Origin of the sequence: Neobacillus sp. SuZ13, assembly GCF_030123365.1 — a bacterium.
Classification (GTDB): Bacteria; Bacillota; Bacilli; order Bacillales; family Cytobacillaceae; genus Neobacillus.
The window spans coordinates 614,417-637,116 of record NZ_CP126107.1; the positions used below are offsets into that span (position 1 = coordinate 614,417).

Consider the following 22,700-nt stretch of genomic DNA (forward strand, 5'->3'; position numbering starts at 1 on the left):
AAGCGCTTTCACTGGGTTTATAATATTTATAAATCGATTTACTAAATCGGTTTACTAAAAAGATTTATCCTAAGTATTTTTTAAAAAGGGGATTTTGTTATGAATAAAGTAATTGTCCCGATAAACGCATTTAATAGATTTGAAGTCTTGAAGAAGGGGCAAACTTCATTTATTAGGCTCATTGCAGATTCAGGTGCTTATGGAATTGAGATTCGACGCGAATTATTGTCGGACCAAGATCCACCACTAAATCAAATTAAACAAGTAATTGCACAATATCAATTATTCACTGTTTATTCAGCTCCGATTGAGTTATGGAAAGAGAATCACGAATTGAACAAGAAGGAATTAAATGAGATTTTTGAAGAAGGAAAAGAGCTAGGAGCTAAATGGATCAAGGTTTCTCTTGGGCATTTTCAAAAAGGCCAATCCAATCTTATTGAACTGAATACCTTTTTGGATCAGCATCAGGAAGTTCAATTGTTTGTTGAAAATGATCAAACGCTTCATGGCGGGAATATCAATCATTTATCATCCTTTTTTGAAAGCGCCTCCGAGCAGGGCACACCAGTTAAAATGACATTTGATGCCGGAAACTGGTATTATTCTGGCCAGGATGTGGACGTTGCCCTTAGCAAACTTGCACCATACGTCGAGTATCTTCATTTAAAACAAGTAGAAGATGATAAGGGAGAGTTCATCACGGTGCCATTACAAAAAGACGGAAGCCATAGTTGGGAAAAGGTCATGAATCGTTTTCCATCTGAAATGGTAAAAGCGCTTGAGTTTCCAATCGAACCGAAGGAGAGGACACGAGAGTTTATTCAGATGATAATGGAAGGGGAGGCTTTAACATGCAACAGTTAGATACAATTACTTTTGGAGAAGCCATGGCAATGTTTATAGCAAATCATCCTGGTTCCTTACACGAAGTCAGCCAATTTACCCGTGAACTTGCCGGGGCAGAAACGAATGTAGCCATCGGGCTTGCCAGACTTGGTTTACGCTCTGGATGGGCAAGTAAAGTCGGAAACGATGCGTTTGGAAAATTTGTCATCGAACGGATCAAAAATGAAAACGTTGACATCGAACATGTTTTAATCGACCGACATTATCCAACTGGATTTCAATTGAAATCGATGGTGTTAGAAGGCGATCCAGAGGTTCAATATTTTCGCAAAGGATCGGCAGCAAGCTATTTAAACTGCGATGATTTCAATGAAGAGTACTTTCAGCGTGCAAAGCATATGCATATGACGGGGATTCCATTAGCCCTTTCGGAAAGTGCAAGATCCTTTGCAAAACACGCTTTAACGTTTATGAAAAAGAATGGTAAAAAGGTTTCCTTTGACCCGAATTTAAGACCCACTCTTTGGGCATCACAAAAAGAAATGGTAAAGGAAATCAACGAAGTGGCGTTCCAAGCAGATTATGTATTACCGGGCATCGGTGAGGGTGAAATTTTAACAGGATTTAAGGAACCTCGTGATATCGCTTCCTTCTATTTAGAAAAGGGGGTAGAGCTGGTAGTCATTAAGCTTGGGGCTGAAGGAGCTTTTTATAAAACAGCAACAGAAGAAGGTACCGTTCGCGGTTTTCGTGTGGAAAAAGTGGTTGATACCGTTGGTGCCGGTGATGGTTTTGCCGTTGGGGTGATCAGTGGATTACTCGAAGGTCTCAACGTTCAGGATGCGGTTTTAAGAGGCAATGCGATTGGTGCGTTAGCGGTCCAATCACCTGGTGATAACGATGGCTATCCAACCAAAGCAGCGTTAGAAAAATATATAGAAAATCAATTAGAGGGAGTGAAATAACATGAAACAAACGATTGCGAAACAACGCTGGTTACGTCTTATTCCAATTGCTTTTATTACCTATAGTCTTGCTTACCTTGACCGTGCCAACTATGGATTCGGAGCTGCTTCAGGATTAGCGGAGGATCTTCACATTACTGCTGGTACTTCATCCTTACTTGGTTCTCTATTCTTTTTAGGATATTTCTTTTTCCAAGTACCAGGTGCTGCATTTGCCGAGAAAAAAAGTGCGAAGGTTTTAATCTTCTGGTCTTTGATTGCATGGGGGTTATTGGCTTCCTTTACAGGTATGATCACGAATATTAAATTGTTATTTGTGATTCGCTTTGCGCTTGGGGTAGTAGAAAGTGCCGTAATGCCTTCGATGTTAGTCCTTTTAAGTAACTGGTTCACGAAAGCAGAGCGATCCCGTGCGAATACGTTTTTGATTTTAGGAAACCCAGCAACCGTATTATGGATGTCAATTGTTTCTGGTTATTTAGTTAACTCTGTAGGCTGGAGATGGATGTTCATTGCTGAAGGGCTTCCGGCTGTTATTTGGGCATTCATTTGGTGGAAAATTGTCAACGACAAACCAAGAGAAGCAAAATGGTTAACCGAACAAGAAAAGAATGATTTTGAGAAACAATTAGCAAAAGAGCAAGAAGGAATTAAGCCGGTAAAAAATTACAGCGAAGCCTTTAAATCAAAACCAGTTATTTTGTTAAGCGCGCAATACTTTTTATGGAGCATTGGTGTATATGGATTTGTCATGTGGCTTCCATCGATTATTAAGGCCGCGCCAAATATGGATATCGTAAAAACAGGCTGGTTATCTTCAGTTCCTTATATTTTAGCCATTATTCTAATGTTAGTTGCTTCATATTTCTCTGATAAAACATTGAATCGAAACGCATTTGTTTGGCCGTTCCTATTGATTGGTGCAATCGCTTTCTATGCCTCTTATGCGATTGGAACAGAACATTTCTGGATTTCATTTGTCTTACTCGTGATTGCTGGCGGTGCCATGTATGCTCCATACGGTCCATTCTTTGCTATCATTCCTGAAATTCTGCCGCGTAATGTAGCTGGCGGTGCGATGGCTCTTATTAACAGTATGGGTGCGTTAGGCTCCTTTGTAGGTGCTTATATCGTTGGATATTTAAATGATGCTACAGGTGGATTCGGTACTTCTTATATCTTTATGGCAGGATCTCTATTCCTTTCCGCAATCTTAACGATCATGGCGGTAAAAGCGGCAAAAAAGGATAAAAGTAAGCCAGCAGATGTTAAAGTGAGCGCTTAATAAAGTGGAAGCAGCTTTGGAATCTTTCCAAGGCTGTTTCTAATTTATAAAGGTTCTTACGGACAAACCCCATCAAGAAAGTGGTGGAACTGTCCCCAACAAACACACTAAAATTTTTCATGGATGATGAGGTTCTCTTTTCTAAGAATACTCCGTTCGGCCCCAACTGGAAAGTTAGTAGATTTCCGGATAAAATGAAGTTAGTGACCAAGAGGAAAGAGGAAGATAGGCATGGAAAAAGTAACAATGGCCGACGTAGCAAAAGCAGCCGGTGTATCGAAAAGTACCGTTTCTCAATATTTAAATAAACGGTTTGAATATATGGGTGAGAAAACGAAACTTAAGATTGAAGAAGCGATTGAAGAGCTGGGCTACCAGCCAAATTTTATCGCAAGAAGCCTGAAACAAAAGCGGACCTCGATGGTGGGAATCATTGTCGCCAATATTACTCATTATTTTTCAACAGAAATCAGCCGTGCGATTGAGGATTTTTGTCATAAACATGATTTGCACGCCATCGTCTGTAATGCCGATGATGATCCCGAAAAGGAAAAGAAATATATTGAAATGTTAAGAGCGAAGCAGGTAGATGGTTTGATCATTTTTCCGACAGGGAAAAATAATGATCTATACAAACGGATGGTCAAACAGGGCTATCCCGTTGTTTTTGTTGATAGAAAAGTGGAGAATCTTGATGTGTTTTCCATCATTACCGATAATACGGATTCTACTTATAAGGCTGTACAGCATTTGATTGAAAAGGGGCACCAGAATATTGCTTTTGTGGTACAGCCGCTGACTGTTAGTACCCGTATCGATCGATTGGCAGGATATAAACTGGCAATAACGGATGCAAATATGGAGATTAATCCCGACTTTATTATTGAAGCAAGTATCCCCGAATTGAAAAGCAAAATTGAACAACTCTTTTCTTTAGATGTTAAGCCAACAGCAATCTTTGCTGCAAATGATCGTGTCTTACTGGCGGTTCTAGAATTTCTAAAGGAAAAAGGCATTAAGCTTGGAAAAGAACTTGAGTTGATCGTATTTGATAATATTCCATTCGCGCATTTGCTAGAGGCCCCGATTTCCTTCATCGTACAGCCTGCAAAGGATATGGGAAAAAAGGCAGCCAAACTATTATTCGAACAAATAAACAAAGAAAACATAAACCCTGAAGTGTTTGTCTTTCCAAGCAGAATGATGTAAAAAATCTATAGGCTTCTTTTGTTGGTGCCTGACACCATAACGGGGTTCAGGCACATATTGAAAAACGCTTACAAATGAAGTATAATCTTTTCATAAACCGATTTAGTAAATCGGTTTATCAACAAACCCATATAAAGGAGTTTGATTATGAATATACAACTGGCTTTGGATCGAATGGAAATTGCAGAAGCGATTGAATTAACGAAAAAAGTGGAGGATTCCATTGATTGGATTGAGGTTGGGACTTCGCTAATTAAAGAATTCGGTGTAACGAGTATTAAAGAGATAAAACAAGCCTTTCCTCATAAACAAATTGTTGCAGATATTAAAACAATAGATAATGCGCGCTATGAATTTGAACTTTGCTTTGAAGCGGGAGCAGATGTTGCGACCGTTATGGGAGTTTCTCCTATAGTAACCATTGATACATGTATGGAAGTAGCCAATCGATATCAAAAAAAGGTCATGATTGATCTGTTAAATACGTCCGATGAACAAAAACAAGCATTACGGAAATACAATGAAGCCATTTTTTGCGAGCACGTGAGCAAGGACCAACAAGAGGAATTAGGCAGTCAAAATCAAGGAACAAAGCCTAGTAATTTCTCAGCGTTTCAGGTAGCCGCAGCAGGCGGAATTAAGCTGGATTCGATCGAGAATCTCATCGGGTCACTGAATCCAGCGGTAGTCATTATCGGTTCAGCAATTACAAAAGCGGAAGATCCATCAGCGGCGGCACAACAATTTAAACAAATTATTTTACAAACAAAGGAGAAAATGCCATGTTAGTAATTCCTACTATTTTAAAAGAAGTAGAAACGGTCCTTAGCCAAGTGGAAGAGGCCCAGCTTCAAGAGTTAGCAGTTCAATTGCAAAAAGCAAAGCGGATTTTTGTCATCGGTGAAGGACGCTCCGGGTTAATGGCCAAATCATTTGCAATGCGCTTGATGCATTTGGGAGCAACGGTATTCGTTGTAGGGGAAACGATCACGCCATCTATTGCAGAAGGTGATCTTTTAGTGGCCATTTCGGGTTCCGGTACAACGAAAAATGTGGTTTGGACTGCTGAAAAAACGAACTCACTAGGCTGTTCTGTAATGGCTGTGACTACCAATCCTGAATCACTGTTAGCAGCAGCGGCAACACAGATTCTTCACGTACCAGCCGCCACAAAATATCGCCGCGAGAATGAGTTGAAAACAATCCAGCCGCTTGGTTCGTTATTCGACCAATGTGCTCATATTCTATTTGATACCTTATGTTTGCTTTACAGCAAACTCAATGAAGTAGACCACACACTAGCATTCGGCCGACATAGCAATTTAGAATAGAAAAAATGAATGGTGCCTGACACCAATTCGGTATTCACCGAATTGGTGTCAGGCACTCTTTTTTTACTAGAGCGTGAAAACAAGGAAACGAAGTGGTTTTCAAGAATATATAAGTTGAAAATGTATTTTTAATCGGGGGTTTTGTCTTAATGAGGGTAGAGGTTCTGAAACCAGACAGGGTTAATGGCTTTATTGAGTATTGCAGGAAACATCGGAATGAGGTGGATGATTCTTTTTTGTATGAAGAGGATCTAAAGGAATTTACGCCCAATGCCGAAAATCCGACGTATATTGTGTTGGATGAACAAGGTGAGATCATCGGGGCGGCTTCGCTGATTATTGATGAATACAATCGTCGTGGACAAAGGGCACGCTTTCGAATTTTTCATTCCGAAGTCGAGGAGCCCGACATTTATAAGGAACTGCTGCGTGGTCTTTTAAAGCATACAGAAGGATTAAGGAAGATTTACATTTTTATACCTTTGAATAATCAACGATTGATAAGCGTGATGACGCAGTTAGATTTTTCAGTAGAGAGGTACGCCTTTTTGCTGGTTAGAGAAAACAGCGATGTTCTTGAATGGAGCATACCGCAAGATTATCGTATTCAATCATTTCGCTCTGGGGTAGATGAAAAGATTTGGAGTGAAGTCCGCAATGCTGGGTTTGCAAAACTAAAGGGCAATGAAACACCGGTTACTCCAGAAATGGTGGCCAAAATGGCTGAAGGCAACGATTACCTAGAAGGCGGTATGAAAATTCTTTATCATCTCGAAACACCGGTTGGTATCGTAAGGGGGGCCGACGACGAATATGAAGGAGCTCCAATTATGAATATAGGCCCGCTTGCTATCATTCCTGAATATCAGGGACAAGGGTTAGGCAGACTTCTCCTAAGGGCTTCCCTTCAGTTTGCAAAGGAAAAGGGCTACCATAAAACCATTCTGTCGGTCAATGGAGAAAACGAGCGGGCCCAGGCTTTATATGTTAATGAAGGTTTTCGGCAAGTTGAGGGGGTAGCTTGCTACGAATATATTTTTCAGGCGTAAACAGATTATAGACTAGAAGCCATTGCATGTATTAGAATAACAGGGATGAATGGAGGTATAGTACAGATGTCTAATTTACCGAACTGCCCAAAATGTAATTCAGAATATACGTACGAGGATGGAAGTCTGTTTGTTTGCCCAGAATGTGCTCATGAATGGAATTTAGAATCCGTAGCAGAACAGGAAGAGCAAACAGTGGTGAAAGATTCTAATGGAAATGTTTTAACCGATGGAGACTCTATTACTGTCATCAAGGACTTAAAAGTAAAAGGGAGTTCTTCGGTTTTAAAAGCAGGTACAAAGGTTAAAAACATCCGCTTAGTGGATGGCGACCATAATATTGATTGCAAAATTGATGGTTTTGGAGCAATGAGTTTAAAGTCAGAATTTGTTAAAAAGTTGTAATGTGCAGGAATGAGAAGAGCTAGGCATATATGCTTAGCTCTTAACAATGTCCCATTTCTACATAATAGTTTTTCTCAGTCAGGGCTTTATGCAATAGCTCAATATGATCGTGGTTTTTAGTCTCAACCGAAATCTCAATTTGAGCATAGCCAGGATAAATATCCTTGCCGATTCGATGAAGATTAACGGATTGAACATTGGCATCTAAATCAGTAATCGAGCCTAAGACCCGTTGCAGTTCACCAGGTTTGTCTTTTAAAGTAATAATAAAATTAGCGTATCTTCCAGACTCAACCAAGCCCCGTTCAATAATTCTTGAGATAAAATTCATATCGACGTTCCCACCGCTTAACACAGCCACCACTTTTTTCTTCTTTATATTTATTTTTTCATAAAGTAAGGAAGCAAGTGAGACAGCACCCGAACCCTCTACTAACAGTTTATTTCTTTCCAATAGCATAAGCATGGTCCTTGCAATTTCCATTTCATCGACACAAAATACATCGTCCACGTATTTTTGGACCACTTCAAACGGTTTGAGGCCCGGTTTCTTCACTGCAATTCCATCCGCCATTGTAGGGGTTGAATCCACCATAACAGGCTTATGTTCAAACAGGGACTGTTTCATACTTGGGCAGGCAAGTGCTTGAATACCGTATACAGATATATTGGGATTTTTCTCCTTAATAGCCGTAGCGACACCAGCAATCAGCCCTCCGCCGCCAATAGGGCAAATAACAGCTTCTACTTCAGGGAGCTGATCAAGAATTTCTAATCCAACCGTTCCTTGCCCTGTCATAATTTCTTCATCATCAAAAGCGTGAATAAAAGTAGCACCCATTTGCTCTTTCAGTTCTAATGCATAAGCGAGAGCGTCATCAAATACTGCCCCTTCTAGGACAACTTCTGCCCCATATTGCTTTGTAGCCAGGATTTTACTAAGTGGTGCACCTTTTGGCATTACTATGGTACAAGGAACACCAAGCATTTGGCTCGAATAGGCCACACCTTGTGCGTGATTTCCCGCTGATGCAGCGACTACACCCTTTGCCAGTTCCTCCTTTGATAACGAATTAAGCTTATTGTACGAGCCCCTTACTTTAAAGGAGCCTGTCTTTTGGAGATTTTCCAGTTTTAAAAAGATTTCATTATGAGCGAGCTGACTAAATGTTTTCGAGTAATCAAGGGGAGTGGTATGAACAATTCCCTTCATTTTCTCACGTGCTACGATGATATCGTCAATGTTCAATGTATTTCCTCCTCCGTCCAAAAAAGTTCTTCTTTTTAGGATGTACTGGAGCAAATAAACTATGTCATGAAAAGACTAATTGTAGAAAGAGAGGCATAAGGTCTGTCCAGGCTTTCACTTCTCTATTCGTGTTTGCGGTGGAATACTAATGAGAATGGAGACTGCTTTCTTCCATCCAATAGGCTTCCCGAATATTGATCTGCTTGCGAATTTTCCGGATGATATCGGTGGTGATTTCTCCTTCTTCGTACAAATTCTGAATTTCATCTCTTTCAGCCTGGAATGCCTTTACACGCAATTCTCTTTGTAAATCTCTGTAATGAGCAGAGTCGGCACCCTTTTTTGCTAATTTAAATTTCGTAAGCATTTCGCTATATTCTCCGATAATCACTAAATACACATGCTCATTTTCAGGTGTCATCTGGTTATTTAAAGACTTAATGGCGGCTTTAGCCATATTCATTTTTAACTGAATCATTTTCTTCAATTGTGCCTGGCGGGTTTCAAGCTGTTGCTGGCTTTTCGGCATGATTAATTGAATCAGTTTTAATACACTTCTTTTAGCCAGTGTTCCGATAAATAATCTTCTAAAGCGCATCCGATTGGTCACAGCAAGCCTCATTCTCTGAATATGTTCCTCAGACAAATAATAAGTTTCTCGGTCTATTTTACCCTCTAATTTTAATGTTTCAATGTAGAGGGCTTCAGCGTCCAAAGCCTTCATCCGAATTTCAGTTTCGAGTATTTTTAGGTGCTCGGAGTTTTTATTATTTTCAGTAATCAGTTGATTTCGGATTTGATTGTATGAGGCAATTACCGAGACCGCTGCGCCACGATTCTCATCATTCATCAATTCACGAATCGAACGAATGGCTGAATCAATCGTCCGCAGCTTCGCCTCTCGCAACATTTCTTTCCGTTGTTCATTAGCGTTTACTTTTTCCGTTCTTGCAAGAATAGGCAAAAAGATACTGGCCGTTATGAGCGTAACTAGAATAACTCCAGCAGCTATAAAAATAATTAAAGAACGCTGAGGAAAGGGAGATCCGTCGGCTAGGACATATGGAATGGTGAATGCCCCTGCCAGGGTAACCGCTCCTCTGACTCCGGAAATAGTGAGAATGCCAATCGCTCTCATTGAGGGCATTTTGATTTCCTTTTTGAGCCACTCCCACTTCCAGGCCGCGCCGATCCATAAGAAGCGCAAGAAGAGAAGTGCAGTTGATATGATGAAAATATACTTACTCACTTCCCAATTATTAAACAGCGGGTCTTTGAAAATTTCACTAATAACACTTGGAATTTGCAGACCTAAAAGGACGAACACTAATCCGTTCAAAATATAGATAAGTACCGTCCACGTGTTTTGTGAAACCAATTGCAATTTCATCGCAGGGGATTGGTCACGTTCCCGGTAGATGGTATGTACAATACCTGCCGAAACGACAGATAAAATACCCGAGAGATGAACATGCTCCACAAGGTAAAAAATCACGAATGGGGTGAGAAGTTGGATCAACATGTGGATGGTCACATCCTCCATCCCCAGCCGGCGAATAAAGATTTTCAGTTGAATGATTAGTATCGAAAGAAGTGCACCGCCAGCCAGTCCGCCCATAGCAATTACGATGAAACTCCCGCTTGCCTGAGCCAATGAAAAAACACCTGTTACCGTCGCGGCAACCGCAAATTTAAATGCAACCAATCCAGAGGCATCGTTCATTAATCCCTCTCCTTCAAGGATATGCATGATCGTTTCCGGTATCTTCACCCGACTCGAAATGGCACTTACAGCAACGACATCGGTCGGAGAAAGAATCGCAGCCAAAGCAAAAGCGGCTGGCAGTGGAATCGACGGAATCAGCCAATAGATTAAATATCCTATTGCAAATACGGTAACAAACACAAGACCAAGAGCCAGCAATAGGATTGGTTTTCGTAATTTCCATAATGCGTGCCGTGAAACATTTTTACCATCATGAAAAAGCAGGGGAGCGATAAATAAAACAAAGAACAATTCCGGTTCCATCGGGATATGAATGCCTAACGGCAGCGAAGCAAGTAACACCCCGAGTGCAATTTGAACCAGCGGTACTGGGACGTATGGCAAAAAATGATGGATAAAACTAGATAATCCAATGACAGCAAGTAAAAAAAGTATAAGCAAAAAAAGTTCCATTGCAGGTCTCCTCTCTTAAGTATTTTGTGTAATTAAGATATTTTTCAACACATTCGAGAGGGGAATTTCACTTTTTCAAAAAAATAAGCGAACAGTGCAGGCTTCGCCACATTCGATTCAGGATTCGTATGGTGCCCGTGGAGAGGAGGGAATTGATTAACGGGTAATCATAGGAGCTGTATGGTGCCCGTGAGGAGTGGAAAATTAGTTCAGCGGTAATCATAGGAGCCGTATATTGCCCGTGGGGAGTGAAAAATGGTTTCAGCGGTAACCATAGGAGTTGTATGGTTCCCCTGAAGTCGGAAAAAATGGTTAAACGGTAACTAGTGAATGCGAATAGTACCCGTGAAGGGTGGAAAATCAGGTAAGCGGTAACTTGTGGAAACGAGTGTCACTGTGATGAGGTAAGATTTGCTAAACAAAAAAGAACCGGGCGGTTTGCCCGGCCAGTATCCTTTTTACACCTCTACCTGTTCAACCTTCACTGTCCAGTTAAACGGATCTTCTTTTTTCCCAGTTTGGATGCCGGTCACTTCATCATAAATACGCTGAGAGAGTTCACCGATTTGACGATCATTTATTGTAATTGCTTGGTCATTCCAAGTTAATTCGCCAACAGGGGAAATAACAGCAGCTGTTCCTGCACCAAACACTTCTTCAAGCTCGCCGCGTGCATGCGCTGCGAATACCTCTTCAATCGAGATCTTCTCTTCTCGTACAGGGATATTCCAGTATTTTAATAATTCAATCACGGAATCACGTGTTACCCCTGGTAAGATACTTCCATTTAATCGTGGTGTGACTACTTCACCATTAATTTTGAAGAAGATATTCATGCTGCCAACTTCTTCTACATACTTATTCTCCTTAGCATCAAGCCAGAGAATTTGGGCAAATCCATTTTCATCTGCTTTTTCCTGTGCTTTCAGACTGGCAGCATAGTTTCCAGCTGTTTTTACATGACCTACTCCGCCAATAACAGCCCGAACATAATGTTCTTCTACATAGATTCTAACAGGGCTTAACTGGTCTCCATAATAAGCTCCAGATGGAGAGAGAATCACAAGCAATTTATATTGTTTCGCAGGGCGGACGCCAAGATATGGTTCCGTTGAGAATATAAAAGGACGAATGTAGAGAGAAGTCCCTTCACCTTCAGGAACCCAATCTTTTTCAGTTAAAATTAATTGTTTAATCGCTTTTAATAGAAATTCCTCATCAATTTGCGGAATGCATAGTCTTTCGCATGATTCATTCAAACGTCTCATGTTTTTTTCTGGACGGAAAAGCTGGATGGCACCATCAGCCGTCTTATAGGCTTTCATTCCCTCAAAGATTGCTTGTCCATAGTGAAAAACCATCGCAGACGGTTCAAGCGTTAAGGGTTCATAAGGAGTAATTCTCGGATCATACCAGCCGACTTCATGTTGATAATCCATGACAAACATATAATCACTAAAATACTTTCCAAAACCAAGTGATGCAAAATCAGGCTTTTCCTTTAACACTTCTCTTTGAATAAATGCAATATCTTGTTTCATGGTTAACACCTCTTGTCGATTCTCTACTTTATCTTGTTGATTAGTAGGCTTGTGTACTATAGAAATTCTAAATTGAAAGTAACTTTATTATCTAACTATACCACTTAAGCAGTACCTACTGCTATTCTCTAGATTAAAAAAATCGAATAATTCTAAAAATAAAGAATCGATGTCTTTATGTTTTTAGGATAGTAACATAATTAACTAAAAAGATGAAGAAACTAAAAATTAATACCTAAACAGGTCAAAAGGATAATGGTTTATAACGATTTCCATAGTATTTACATATACATTTATGCTGATTCTTCCAAAGCGATTTCCGCTTTCCATAACCCTTCTTATGCTTCTTTTTAGCATGACATATGCTCAAGTCATTGATCATATATTAGCCGGAACAAAATTTGATTTATACGATATTATTGATGTAGAAAAATATGAATGGTTTGATTTTATTACTTGGTTTCTTTACCCGCCCTTTGGCTATGCCTTTGTTTATTTTTATGATAAATGGAGGTAAAAGGGATCAGGGTATTTTGGTACATAGTATCATGGTCATTCATTTCATTAGTAGTTGAGGTCCTTAGCTTTAAGCTACATGTATTCACGTACAAAGGATGGAAGTTTTCGTATTCCTTTCCGATTTATCTCGTGACTCTATGTATTTATTTGCTTGTCTTTCTTTATTTAAAAGACACTTTTGAAAAATTAAAGCGTACACCAATCAATTCAGATAGTGGAGGGTAACAATGGTAGATGTTTTTACAGAAATAATAATCGAGCGACCGGTGGGAGAAGTATCAAAATATGGGGCGAATCCTGACAACGCTCCGGAATGGTATGTAAATATCCAATCTGCCGAATGGCAAACAGAAAAACCATTGAGGTTGGGTACAAGAGTGGCGTTTAAAGCCCGTTTTCTTGGAAGGGAACTTGCCTATATCTATGAAATCACTGAATTTATACCAGAAAAAAAGCTAGTTATGAAAACTGCACAAGGGCCGTTTCCGATGGAGACCATCTATACTTGGGAATCTATCGAGGGAAATCGCACACGGATGACGTTAAGGAATAAAGGGAATCCAACCGGTTTTTCAAAAGTATTTGCACCGTTTATGGCTCCGATGATGAAACGAGCAAACATGAAAGATTTAAAAAATATTAAACAAATTCTTGAGTCCTAACAGTGCCGAAAAAAAACGCCACAAATGGGCGTCTAAAAAATCAAGATTGTTCATTGTTTTCAGCTGCATTAGTAAAAGCATTGGGGTCGACCGTGTTTGCACCATAATCTGGAACATTACTCGCATGCTCCTCGTGATACTGAGACCCGGCCCCTTGCTGATTAGGATTGGTTTTCCCTTTTTGCTGGTTGTTTTGTTGATTTGGCATATACTCACCCCCTAAATTTAAGAGTAGTATACCTTTTATGGATGGAATTATTCGTACTCCTCATTTATTCAAGAATCAGCGATGCATGGTCCACATTCCAATATCTTTAAAGCCCAACCGCTTATAAATTCGGCCAGCCTCAGGATTATCATAGAATAAGCAAAGCGTTTTCCCTTCATTTAAGACATCCTGAACGACCTTTTTCATAATAGAAGTGGCGAGACCTTTCCGGCGGTATTCCTTCCTCGTGCAGACACCGACAATCATTGCCGACATTGAATTTTCCGCTGCGGTTGAAACACAAGCGGTCATAACCCCATTGTCCTCTGTAAAATAGGTTCTTGATGTATTCGCCTCAATGGATTGTACCAATACGTCACGGGCATCATCTCTGACATAAAATTCTTCAATAGATTTGCGGAGTTCTAAAATTTGGTCAACATCCTCGATGCTAGCCTTTTTATATACGACATTATCAGGAGACAGGCATTCATCAGTACGGCATTCGGCAAAATAAGTCACTTGCTTTTTACCAAGCTGGAGGTCATCATATGCTTCAAATTTAGCAACAATTTCTGATTTTCCGGATAAGAGAATAGGCTGGCTGTATTCCTTAATAATCGATACAAAACCGCTCGGATCGAATTCTCCTTTTGCATAAGGTATAAAAGATTGATGGAACCTAAGAAGTACGGCTATAATTGTGTTCTGTTCATCAAATTCGGCCCAGAGTTCTTGGGACTCGGAAGAATAACCGAATGCCTCAATATCCCCGATAATAAATAGATTTATAGATGGTTCCTCACCTAAAAAAGCAAGAACCTGTTGATGGTCTTGGTCTGTAAGTTTTCTAATCACGGCAATTCCCCCCTTATTTTCAATAAGGTAACGAAATAATTGGAAAATTTCAAGTGTTTTATAGAATTCTAGTTCCTAAATTCTGACTCTTTCCATATTGTTGTGAAAACAAGGGGGGAGGGGCAAATATTATCCGCAAGTTTTAAATATCTGAATAACTGAAAGTCGTCCAAATAAGTATATCTTTTAACTAGTAAGCGTATACATTATGTTAGAGATTCTAAAAACTAGTAAAGGGGAATATCGATGAAAAATAGAATTGATCCTGAATTGAGAGAGACACTCGAATTATTTCCACCGCTTGATTTGGACAACCTGAAGGAATTTAGACAGTTTATGGCAGAGGCCGCAGAATCTATCGAAATACCAATAGATGAGCATGTTGCTATTTATGACCGGATGATTCCTGGTCCAGAGGCTAACCTTGAAGTCAGGGTACGAATTTATGAACCAAAGGAAAAAGATGAGAGGTTACCAGGTCTCTTGTGGATTCACGGTGGCGGATATGTCCTCGGAACGCCAGAGGATAATGATGTCTTGTGTCAGCAATTTGTCATTGATGCAAATTGTGTGGTGGTTTCGGTTGATTATCGTTTAGCTCCAGAGGATCCATATCCAGCAGGCTTGGAAGATTGCTATGCGGCCCTACAATGGATGTCTGAAAATGCGAATGAATTAGGCATTGATTCGTCCCGGATTGGAGCAGCAGGGGCTAGTGCAGGCGGAGGGCTAACTGCTGCCCTAGCGTTATTGGCTCGCGATCGAAAAGGCCCTAAATTATGTTTTCAAATGCCGTTGTATCCGATGATTGATGATCACAATAATACACCATCAAGTTTAGAAATAACCGGAAATATGATTTGGAACCATGATCTCAATGAAAAATGCTGGTCCATGTACCTCAATGGAGAAAATCGAACGGAAAATGTTTCGGCGTATGCCGCACCAGCGCGAGCAACCGACCTAACGGGGCTGCCTTATACCTATACTTGCGTAGGGCAACTAGATCCATTCCGTGATGAGACACTTACCTATGTAACAAAGCTTAGCCAGGCTGGCGTTGATGTGGAATTCCACCTTTATCCTGGATGTTATCACGGATTTGAAGGTCTTACTCCAAACGCCGCTATTAGCCAGCGTGCAGTAGCCGAATATGTAGGTGCTGTAAAGCATGTACTGCACCGTAAGATTACTGTGAAAAATGGGTAAAACTTAGTTCCACTAAAAGTAAACAAAAAAGGCGGACAGTACCACTGTCTGCCTTTTTTTCTGCCATTTTATTACTTTGTAGGAAACTCTAATAACCTAATTGTTTACCTAGACCAAAAATATAGGGTGTTTATTAGGCATGTTGTACAATTTATAATACGTGAAATATGTCGTAAATTTAGAGCAGGGATTATCTCAATTTAAGATAATGGCTTTTCGGTTGGATTTTATTGGACTAGATAATAATTTACAATTTAGCAATTCGATTTTACTTACAAGAAGGATGTGTAGTGTTCAAATGAAGAAAACAGTTATATATAAGAGTAATGATTGTTTTTCAATAAAGGCTGATTTCTATGGAAATAGCAAAGATCATGCACCAGTTATAGTTTATATTCATGGTGGTGGGCTTGTTTGGGGGACAAGAGAAGGAATAAGTGATGAGATGATAAAATTTTACAATGATAATGGATTTGCTTTGTTTTCTATCGACTATAGGCTAGCTCCTGAAACAAAATTACCGGGCATTCTGGATGATGTTCAAGATGCATTACGGTGGCTAAAATCAGAAGGACCAAATGAATTTTCCATTGATCCGGAAAGAATTGCTGTTGTTGGTAGTTCTGCAGGTGGTTTTTTGGCGCTTTGTACGGGTTCATTTACACATAAACCACGTGCAATTGTCTCTTTTTATGGCTATGGAGATATCACTGGTAAATGGGCAACAAATCCCAGCAGTTTTTATTTACAAAAGGACCATGTCACTAAAAATATTGCTAGAAGGCTTATCTCCGACCAAGTGATTACAGAGGCATCGATTGAACAGAGGTTTCTCTATTATGTGTATGCCCGACAACAAGGGATATGGATCCAAGAGATTACGGGGATAAATCCAAAAATACATAAGGATGCACTCTTAAAGTTTTGTCCAAAGCAAAATATTACTAGGGATTATTCACCAACTTTACTGTTACACGGGACAAAGGATGAGGATGTTCCATATGAACAATCGGTATTTATGAGAGGAGCACTGATAAAAGAAAGGGTTGAAACCAAGTTAATCACAATTCCAAATGGAGAGCATGTATTTGATAAGGATTTTGATAATCCGGTTGTCCAAGGTGCATTGAGACAAGTGATTGAATTCCTTCAATACCATTTATCGGAATAGGTCATATCGACTTCTTAATCTCCCAAAAATATAACGGGCCCCGTGGTTTATTGGGAACGGGGCCAGCTGATTTAAGAATTGATAGGAAGTTTTTTATTTAAGAGTCTAAATATTTTTAAAGCTAATTGTATTTGCAATAATTCCTCTGAGTTTTTTAAATCAGTATTTAAGATTTCCTTAATTTTCTCGATTCTGTAAATAAGCGTATTTCGGTGTAAAAACATCGCCTTTGCTGTTTCACTAATATTAAGGTTATTAATAAAATAGTTCTCTAGCGTAATGATATAACTTGTCCCATGTAAATGATCATGCTCATAGATTTTCCCAAGGCTTTTCTTGAAAAACTCTTCTAATTCTGAATCTTTGATATTACTATCCAAAAAGTGATAGATGGAATGATCCTCATAATGAGATACTCCCCCTCTTATATTAAATTTCTCCATAAGCCGAATAGATTCATTGGCTTCAGAAAAGCTCTTATGAAGGGAATGAATGGTTTCATACTGACGGCCAATTCCAACTAAGAAGGTTATGTTAGTTATTTCCGTTTCAAGTACATTATAAATTTTATTCCCGTATTGTTTTATCTCATTTACCGATAGAGAAGGTTTGTTGTCATTTTGTCCAATCATTATAATGATACGATTGTTTCTATGAAAGCATGTGACCTCAGCGTTTGAATAGTTCGAAAGATTATAGACTATGTCCACACATTTTCTGGATCTGTTCTCCAACCGAACCCTCCTTGCAACCATATCATCATAACTGTCATCTTCCTCTGATTCTAAATTAATGACTATACAATAGTAACTATAACTCGGATTTAATCCATGCATTTCACTAAAGGTTTGAATAGTTTCGACGGATGTTATTTTTCCAGTTAGTAAATCATCAAAGAAATCCTGTTTGATTTTTAATTTTACCTCCTCAATCTCCTTTGCCTTTATACGTTCTAGTGCCATTATAGTTGACGCCTGCTCTAAAATAATAAAGTCAAACTCCGTTAAATCTTGAACAGTCTGCCATACAACAATATATCCATAAATATTATTTGAAACTGCGATAGGGAGGATGCGGCATTTTATTTCCATTCTTTCTAAGTAATAAATGCGTTGAATACTTTTTTTCATTTCACTTATCTCTTTAGGAACAGACTGAATAAACTCCTTATTGAAAATAGGTCGATTTTTAACAAGATTGAAGCAGTATGAAAGAGGTACCTTATTATTTAGATGTTCTGTATAGTGAAGCAATTTCCAATCCGGGTCAACGAAAATAATTGGATTATTAATAGAACCCGATAACATGGAAGAAATCCTTTCAATCCCTCCGCCCTCCAGTGTAATCCGAAAAAATAAGTTATGCATGTCTAGGGTTTTTCTATTTAATAAATCATAACGGCCAGATGCTTTCTCATTAATAATAGAAATAACCTTTGATAAGGTATATTCAAAAGGCAGCTCAATCAGTGGAAAACCCAATTCGTTTGCATAATCGATCATTTTCTGTGGGAGCTTTTCGAAGTATCGTTTCATTTTAACAACGAGACCAGCGCAATTAATAGCTGAAAGCTCGTTAAGTATTCTAATTTGTAAATCCTCATTATCTTTAAAAATATAACCCGTTGATAAAAGGAGTTCATTAGGTGAAAGCCAGTCAAATGCCTCGGGATTTTCAATGATATTTACAATTGAAATTTCATTATCAATTCCTTTTTCCCCAGCAACTATCTTTAAGCCATCAATCGCTTGTATTTCAAATAAATCCTTAACGGTCAGCAAGGTTATCACTCCTTTGTCGAAAAATCGACATATATAATTGTATAACATGCACAAACGATTTCTACTTTTTTTGGTTTGCTTAAACGATGATGTTTTTATGCATTCTATCTAAAATAATCATGTAAGGTCATAACCTGTCAAACTAAAATAGCAGTAAAACAAATTTTTCCCTTTTAGGGAAATGAAAGAGTTGAGGCTAATTTTTATACTGTGCTTTACAAATATATCCTTTGAAAGGAGCTGCATGTACAGACGTTCCAGATCAATGTTGTGCCACAATCGAGGAGTGCGAAATCTGGTGAACTTGGGTTTATCGAAAGAATTAATAATTCGGGTTTAACTGGGTTTGTTCATAGCACATTTAAAAGGACTATTAATATCCATTGTCATGAAAATGGAGAATTATTTACGATTGCCAGCACCCAAATTGATAATGGACCGAATACGCTTGTGATTCATTCTCCCAGCCTGGAAGAATTCAATATCGATGTCAATGATGCAGTGTATGTAAAAAATAATGTATTGCACATTTCAAATAAGCTTGCCATATTTACGAATCAAGCTGATAAATGGTTTAGTATTTTACCAGAGTACCCAGCGAACACTGAAAACATCAATCGAAATTTAAAAAGAATGGTGGAATACATCGATATCCATGGGAAAGCTGGCGGAATGAAAGAGAAAGTAGTTGGCCAAAGTCCTTTTGAGGCTGAAATGTCAAAATTGCTCGAAGAACGAACCAAGTTATTATTAGAGGGATTATTAAATAATCGGATGACCAGTGCCTTGCATCATGCTGTTTCGTTAATTGGTCTTGGTCCAGGATTAACTCCCTCGGGGGATGACTACCTAGTTGGATTATTTATGATCATTAATTTGAGGAATAGCCCTTTCTATCTACATCAATCATTTTGTGAAGAAGTGTTGCAGAATGCAAAAAACTTAACAAATGAAATAAGCTATATGGCATTAAAAAAGGCATCAATTGGTCAAGTGAGAGAGTCTGTTATTCACTTAATCTATTCCATACTTTATGGAGAAGAAGAAGACTTATTTCTCACTTTAAATAAAGTTCTAACTATCGGCTCTTCATCAGGAACAGATTTAGCCTTAGGGCTTGTCTGCGGGTTGAAAGCCAATCTTAAAGCAGGAGGTCAATCATGACAGTAAAAGCAATTGTAAAAGCAAAAACCTATTTTGATTCTGTATCTTTGATGTCACTGTCAACAAAAGCGAACCAAATAGACGGCGTTGAACAGGCTATTATCGCAATGGGTACAGAAATGAATAAAGAAGTAATGAAAAATGTGGGATTAATGACATTCGAAGTAGAAGAGGCAAAATCAAGTGATTTAATCATTGTGGTTAATGCTGCAAATGATGAAATGTGTGAAAGCGCATTCATAGCTATTGAAGAATTAATGACAAAAAAGGAAACCTCCACTGAGAAAGGTGAAGTCAAATATTCAACAATCACATCCGCATCTCAAGGTATTCCTGAAGCTAATCTAGCAGTAATTGCTGTAAATGGAGCATATGCCACGAGAGAAGCTAGAAAAGCTCTTGAAAACAATCTCCATGTCATGCTATTTAGCGACAATGTAAGCATAGAAGATGAAATTGAGTTAAAGAAATTGGCCCATGAAAAAGGTTTATTAATGATGGGACCAGATTGCGGAACAGCAATAATTGGCAATGTTGCCTTGTGCTTTGCCAATGCTGTAAGAAAAGGGAACATTGGTATCGTTGGGGCATCAGGAACAGGAAGCCAAGAAGTAAGTGTACGTATTCATGAATTCGGCGGTGGAATCACACAGATGATTGGAACTGGCGGTAGAGATTTAAAAGAGGAAATTGGCGGAATCATGATGCTTGATGGTATCAAAGCACTTGAGAAGGATGAGACCACGAAAGTCATTGTTCTTGTATCAAAGCCACCTGCACCAAGTGTTGAAGAGAAAGTATTAGCGCAAATAAAACAATGCAAGAAACCAGTTGTTGTTTGGTTTGTTGGTGGAGATGAAGAGAAGGTCAAACAAGCTGGCGGACATTTTGCGAAAATGTCTAAAGAGGCTGCGCTTAAAGCGGTATTGTTGGCTGGTGCTGATGAAAGCAAAATTAATAAACGGGCACTAAACATACCACTTATTGAAGAGGTCCGCACCAAATTAACACCAGAACAAAAATATATCCGCGGGCTATTCAGCGGCGGTACCCTTTGCGACGAGGCCATGAATGCTGCAATCGAGAAGTTCGATAATGTCTATAGTAATATCCAAAGAGATCCTAACTATCGCTTGAAAGATAAAAATATTAGTCAAGAACACACATTTATTGATTTTGGTGATGATGAGTTCACACAAGGTAAGCCACATCCAATGATTGATCCGTCCACAAGAATTTCAAGATTTATCCAAGAAGCGAAAGATCCATCCGTTGGTGTAATCGTCATGGACTTTGTTTTAGGATATGGGGCACATGAAGACCCAGTTGGAGCAATGCTTCCTGCAATCATTGAGGCAAAGCAAAATGCGGAACAAGAGGGAAGGCATCTTGAAATTATCGGATACGTTCTTGGAACAGATTTGGATCCTCAAAACCTTGAAGAACAGGTAGAAAAGCTGTTAGCTGCAGGTGTGACACATGCCAGCAGCAGCCAAAATGCAGGCCTTTTGGCAAGAGAATTTGTTGTGAAGGGAGAATAAGCCATGAGTAAAATAAATGAGCTTTTTAATCAAAAACTTAATGTTATTAACGTGGGAATCGAGTCATTTAAGGATGATTTAGTAAAACAAAATACAGAAGTAACTCATCTAGAGTGGACCCCGCCAGGCAGAGGCAACCCTGAACTTATTGCAGCCCTTGATATGCTTGAGGATCCGTCTATTCTTGAAAAAATTGAAGCAGCAAATAGGGTAGCTGTTGAAAGAATTATTAACTCACAGCCAGTATTAGTTGGTTTTGAAAAAGCAATTGATTGTGTGCCAGGTATGACAAAATCAACGATTCTTCACGCAGGACCTCCAATAACTTGGGATAAAATGAATGGTCCGATGAGGGGGGCTGTTACTGGGGCAATTGTATTTGAAGGACTTGCAAAGGATTTAGAAGAAGCGGCAGAACTGGCTGCATCTGGTGAAATTACCTTCTCTCCATGTCATGAGCACAACTGTGTTGGCTCAATGGCTGGTGTAACATCTGCTTCGATGTATATGCACATTGTAGAGAATAAAACCTATGGGAATCTTGCTTACACAAACTTGAGTGAGCAGCTTTCAAAAATCCTTCGAATGGGTGCTAATGATCAAAGTGTGATTGACCGTTTAGTTTGGATGCGCGATGTTTTCGGTCCAATCCTAAGTGCAGCGATGAAGTTAAATTCGAATGGAATTGATTTGCGTTTAATGCTTGCTCAAGCCCTTCATATGGGTGACGAGTGTCATAACCGCAACGTTGCTGGAACAACGCTTTTAATCCAGGCGTTAACACCTTATATTATTCAAACAGATTTTACACTTGAACAAAAACGAGAAGTATTTGAGTTTGTTGCAAGCAGTGATTATTTCTCTGGTCCAACTTGGATGGCCCTTGCAAAATGTGCTCTTGATGCAGCACATGGCATTGAAAATAGTACGATTGTAACAACAATGGCACGTAATGGTACTGAATTCGGTATCCGTGTAAGTGGAATTCCGGGAAATACATGGTTTACAGGTCCGGCGCAAAAAGTAATTGGTCCAATGTTTGCCGGCTACAAGCCTGAAGATTCTGGATTGGATATTGGGGATAGCGCAATCACTGAAACTTATGGAATCGGTGGATTTGCGATGGCTACAGCCCCTGCTATTGTTGCTCTTGTAGGCGGAACAATCGATGACGCAATTGGCTACTCTAAAAAAATGAAAGAAATTACAACAACAGAAAATCCAAACGTAACGATTCCTTTGTTGAAATTCATGGGTATTCCGACTGGAATCGATGTTCGAAAGGTTGTTCAGACGGGAATCATGCCAATCATTAATACAGCAATAGCCCATAAGGAAGCTGGAATTGGAATGATTGGAGCAGGAATCACTAATCCTCCAGTTGAAGCGTTTGAAAAGGCATTACTTGCTCTAAGCGAAAACATTAAGTAATAGATTCTGGTCCTAATTCTGTTAGGACCAGAACCGATTTTAATCTTATTTAAATTGATAGACTTCATGTTGGGAACACAACAAAAGGAGAGAA

20 protein-coding genes are annotated in these 22,700 nt (G+C 39.2%); 14 read left to right on the top strand and 6 right to left on the bottom strand.

Annotation, left to right across the window (positions count from 1 at the left end):
- The first annotated feature begins 99 nt into the window (after positions 1–99).
- From QNH17_RS02925 to QNH17_RS02960, 8 genes are all read left to right on the top strand, one after another.
- Positions 100–867 carry a sugar phosphate isomerase/epimerase family protein gene (locus QNH17_RS02925; protein ID WP_283877311.1) on the top strand — a complete coding sequence of 256 codons (768 nt, stop codon included), beginning with the start codon at positions 100–102 and terminating at the stop codon, positions 865–867.
- Complete coding sequence (locus QNH17_RS02930; protein ID WP_283877312.1) at positions 855–1,814, top strand: sugar kinase; 960 nt, start codon at positions 855–857, stop codon at positions 1,812–1,814. Before QNH17_RS02925 ends, QNH17_RS02930 begins: the two co-directional genes overlap by 13 nt.
- A gap of 1 nt (position 1,815) precedes the next feature.
- Entirely contained in the window at positions 1,816–3,099 is a 1,284-nt protein-coding gene (locus QNH17_RS02935) for an MFS transporter (RefSeq protein ID WP_283877313.1), read from the top strand.
- Between the two features lie 231 nt (positions 3,100–3,330).
- Entirely contained in the window at positions 3,331–4,308 is a 978-nt protein-coding gene (locus tag QNH17_RS02940; protein ID WP_283877314.1) for a LacI family DNA-binding transcriptional regulator, read from the top strand.
- Between the two features lie 147 nt (positions 4,309–4,455).
- Positions 4,456–5,097, top strand: coding sequence for a 3-hexulose-6-phosphate synthase (hxlA, locus tag QNH17_RS02945; protein WP_283877315.1), 642 nt, complete (start codon positions 4,456–4,458; stop codon positions 5,095–5,097).
- On the top strand, positions 5,091–5,639 hold the full coding sequence (hxlB, locus tag QNH17_RS02950; protein ID WP_283877316.1) for a 6-phospho-3-hexuloisomerase: 549 nt from the start codon (positions 5,091–5,093) through the stop codon (positions 5,637–5,639). Before hxlA ends, hxlB begins: the two co-directional genes overlap by 7 nt.
- Before the next feature lie 149 nt (positions 5,640–5,788).
- A complete protein-coding gene (locus QNH17_RS02955) occupies positions 5,789–6,688 on the top strand; it encodes a GNAT family N-acetyltransferase (protein ID WP_283877317.1) in 900 nt (299 codons plus the stop codon).
- 66 nt (positions 6,689–6,754) lie between these two features.
- Entirely contained in the window at positions 6,755–7,093 is a 339-nt protein-coding gene (locus tag QNH17_RS02960; protein ID WP_283877318.1) for a zinc ribbon domain-containing protein YjdM, read from the top strand.
- A 40-nt stretch (positions 7,094–7,133) separates the two neighbouring features.
- Here QNH17_RS02960 and ilvA read toward each other — a convergent pair whose 3' ends face one another.
- The 3 genes from ilvA to QNH17_RS02975 form a co-directional block, all read right to left on the bottom strand.
- On the bottom strand, positions 7,134–8,306 hold the full coding sequence (ilvA, locus tag QNH17_RS02965; protein WP_283879418.1) for a threonine ammonia-lyase: 1,173 nt from the start codon (positions 8,304–8,306) through the stop codon (positions 7,134–7,136).
- Between the two features lie 181 nt (positions 8,307–8,487).
- Entirely contained in the window at positions 8,488–10,521 is a 2,034-nt protein-coding gene (locus QNH17_RS02970) for a Na+/H+ antiporter (protein WP_283877319.1), read from the bottom strand.
- A gap of 458 nt (positions 10,522–10,979) precedes the next feature.
- On the bottom strand, positions 10,980–12,062 hold the full coding sequence (locus QNH17_RS02975) for a branched-chain amino acid aminotransferase (RefSeq protein ID WP_283877320.1): 1,083 nt from the start codon (positions 12,060–12,062) through the stop codon (positions 10,980–10,982).
- Positions 12,063–12,808: 746 nt separating this feature from the next.
- Between QNH17_RS02975 and QNH17_RS02980 the strand changes: the two genes are divergently transcribed.
- Positions 12,809–13,243, top strand: a complete 435-nt coding sequence (locus QNH17_RS02980; RefSeq protein ID WP_283877321.1) for an SRPBCC family protein — start codon at positions 12,809–12,811, stop codon at positions 13,241–13,243.
- A gap of 40 nt (positions 13,244–13,283) precedes the next feature.
- Here QNH17_RS02980 and QNH17_RS02985 read toward each other — a convergent pair whose 3' ends face one another.
- Together QNH17_RS02985 and QNH17_RS02990 are read right to left on the bottom strand one after the other, a co-directional pair.
- Positions 13,284–13,451, bottom strand: coding sequence for a hypothetical protein (locus QNH17_RS02985; protein ID WP_155928503.1), 168 nt, complete (start codon positions 13,449–13,451; stop codon positions 13,284–13,286).
- Positions 13,452–13,526: 75 nt separating this feature from the next.
- Positions 13,527–14,309 carry a GNAT family N-acetyltransferase gene (locus tag QNH17_RS02990; protein WP_283877322.1) on the bottom strand — a complete coding sequence of 261 codons (783 nt, stop codon included), beginning with the start codon at positions 14,307–14,309 and terminating at the stop codon, positions 13,527–13,529.
- 246 nt (positions 14,310–14,555) lie between these two features.
- On the opposite strand from QNH17_RS02990, the gene QNH17_RS02995 reads away from it, so the two are divergent.
- Positions 14,556–15,518, top strand: coding sequence for an alpha/beta hydrolase (locus QNH17_RS02995; RefSeq protein ID WP_283877323.1), 963 nt, complete (start codon positions 14,556–14,558; stop codon positions 15,516–15,518).
- A 298-nt stretch (positions 15,519–15,816) separates the two neighbouring features.
- Positions 15,817–16,689 carry an alpha/beta hydrolase gene (locus QNH17_RS03000; protein WP_283877324.1) on the top strand — a complete coding sequence of 291 codons (873 nt, stop codon included), beginning with the start codon at positions 15,817–15,819 and terminating at the stop codon, positions 16,687–16,689.
- Positions 16,690–16,760: 71 nt separating this feature from the next.
- Here the strand turns inward: QNH17_RS03000 and QNH17_RS03005 are convergent, their stop codons facing one another.
- Complete coding sequence (locus QNH17_RS03005; RefSeq protein ID WP_283877325.1) at positions 16,761–18,470, bottom strand: PucR family transcriptional regulator; 1,710 nt, start codon at positions 18,468–18,470, stop codon at positions 16,761–16,763.
- Positions 18,471–18,740: 270 nt separating this feature from the next.
- Here QNH17_RS03005 and QNH17_RS03010 point away from each other — a divergent pair, with 270 nt between their 5' ends.
- From QNH17_RS03010 to QNH17_RS03020, 3 genes are read left to right on the top strand one after another with little or no spacing between them, the layout of a single operon-like run.
- On the top strand, positions 18,741–19,634 hold the full coding sequence (locus QNH17_RS03010) for an oxamate carbamoyltransferase subunit AllH family protein (protein WP_283877326.1): 894 nt from the start codon (positions 18,741–18,743) through the stop codon (positions 19,632–19,634).
- Entirely contained in the window at positions 19,631–21,175 is a 1,545-nt protein-coding gene (fdrA, locus tag QNH17_RS03015) for an acyl-CoA synthetase FdrA (RefSeq protein ID WP_283877327.1), read from the top strand. The genes QNH17_RS03010 and fdrA overlap by 4 nt, the downstream gene beginning before the upstream one ends.
- A gap of 3 nt (positions 21,176–21,178) precedes the next feature.
- Positions 21,179–22,606, top strand: coding sequence for a YlbE family protein (locus tag QNH17_RS03020; protein WP_283877328.1), 1,428 nt, complete (start codon positions 21,179–21,181; stop codon positions 22,604–22,606).
- Positions 22,607–22,700: the final 94 nt, after the last annotated feature.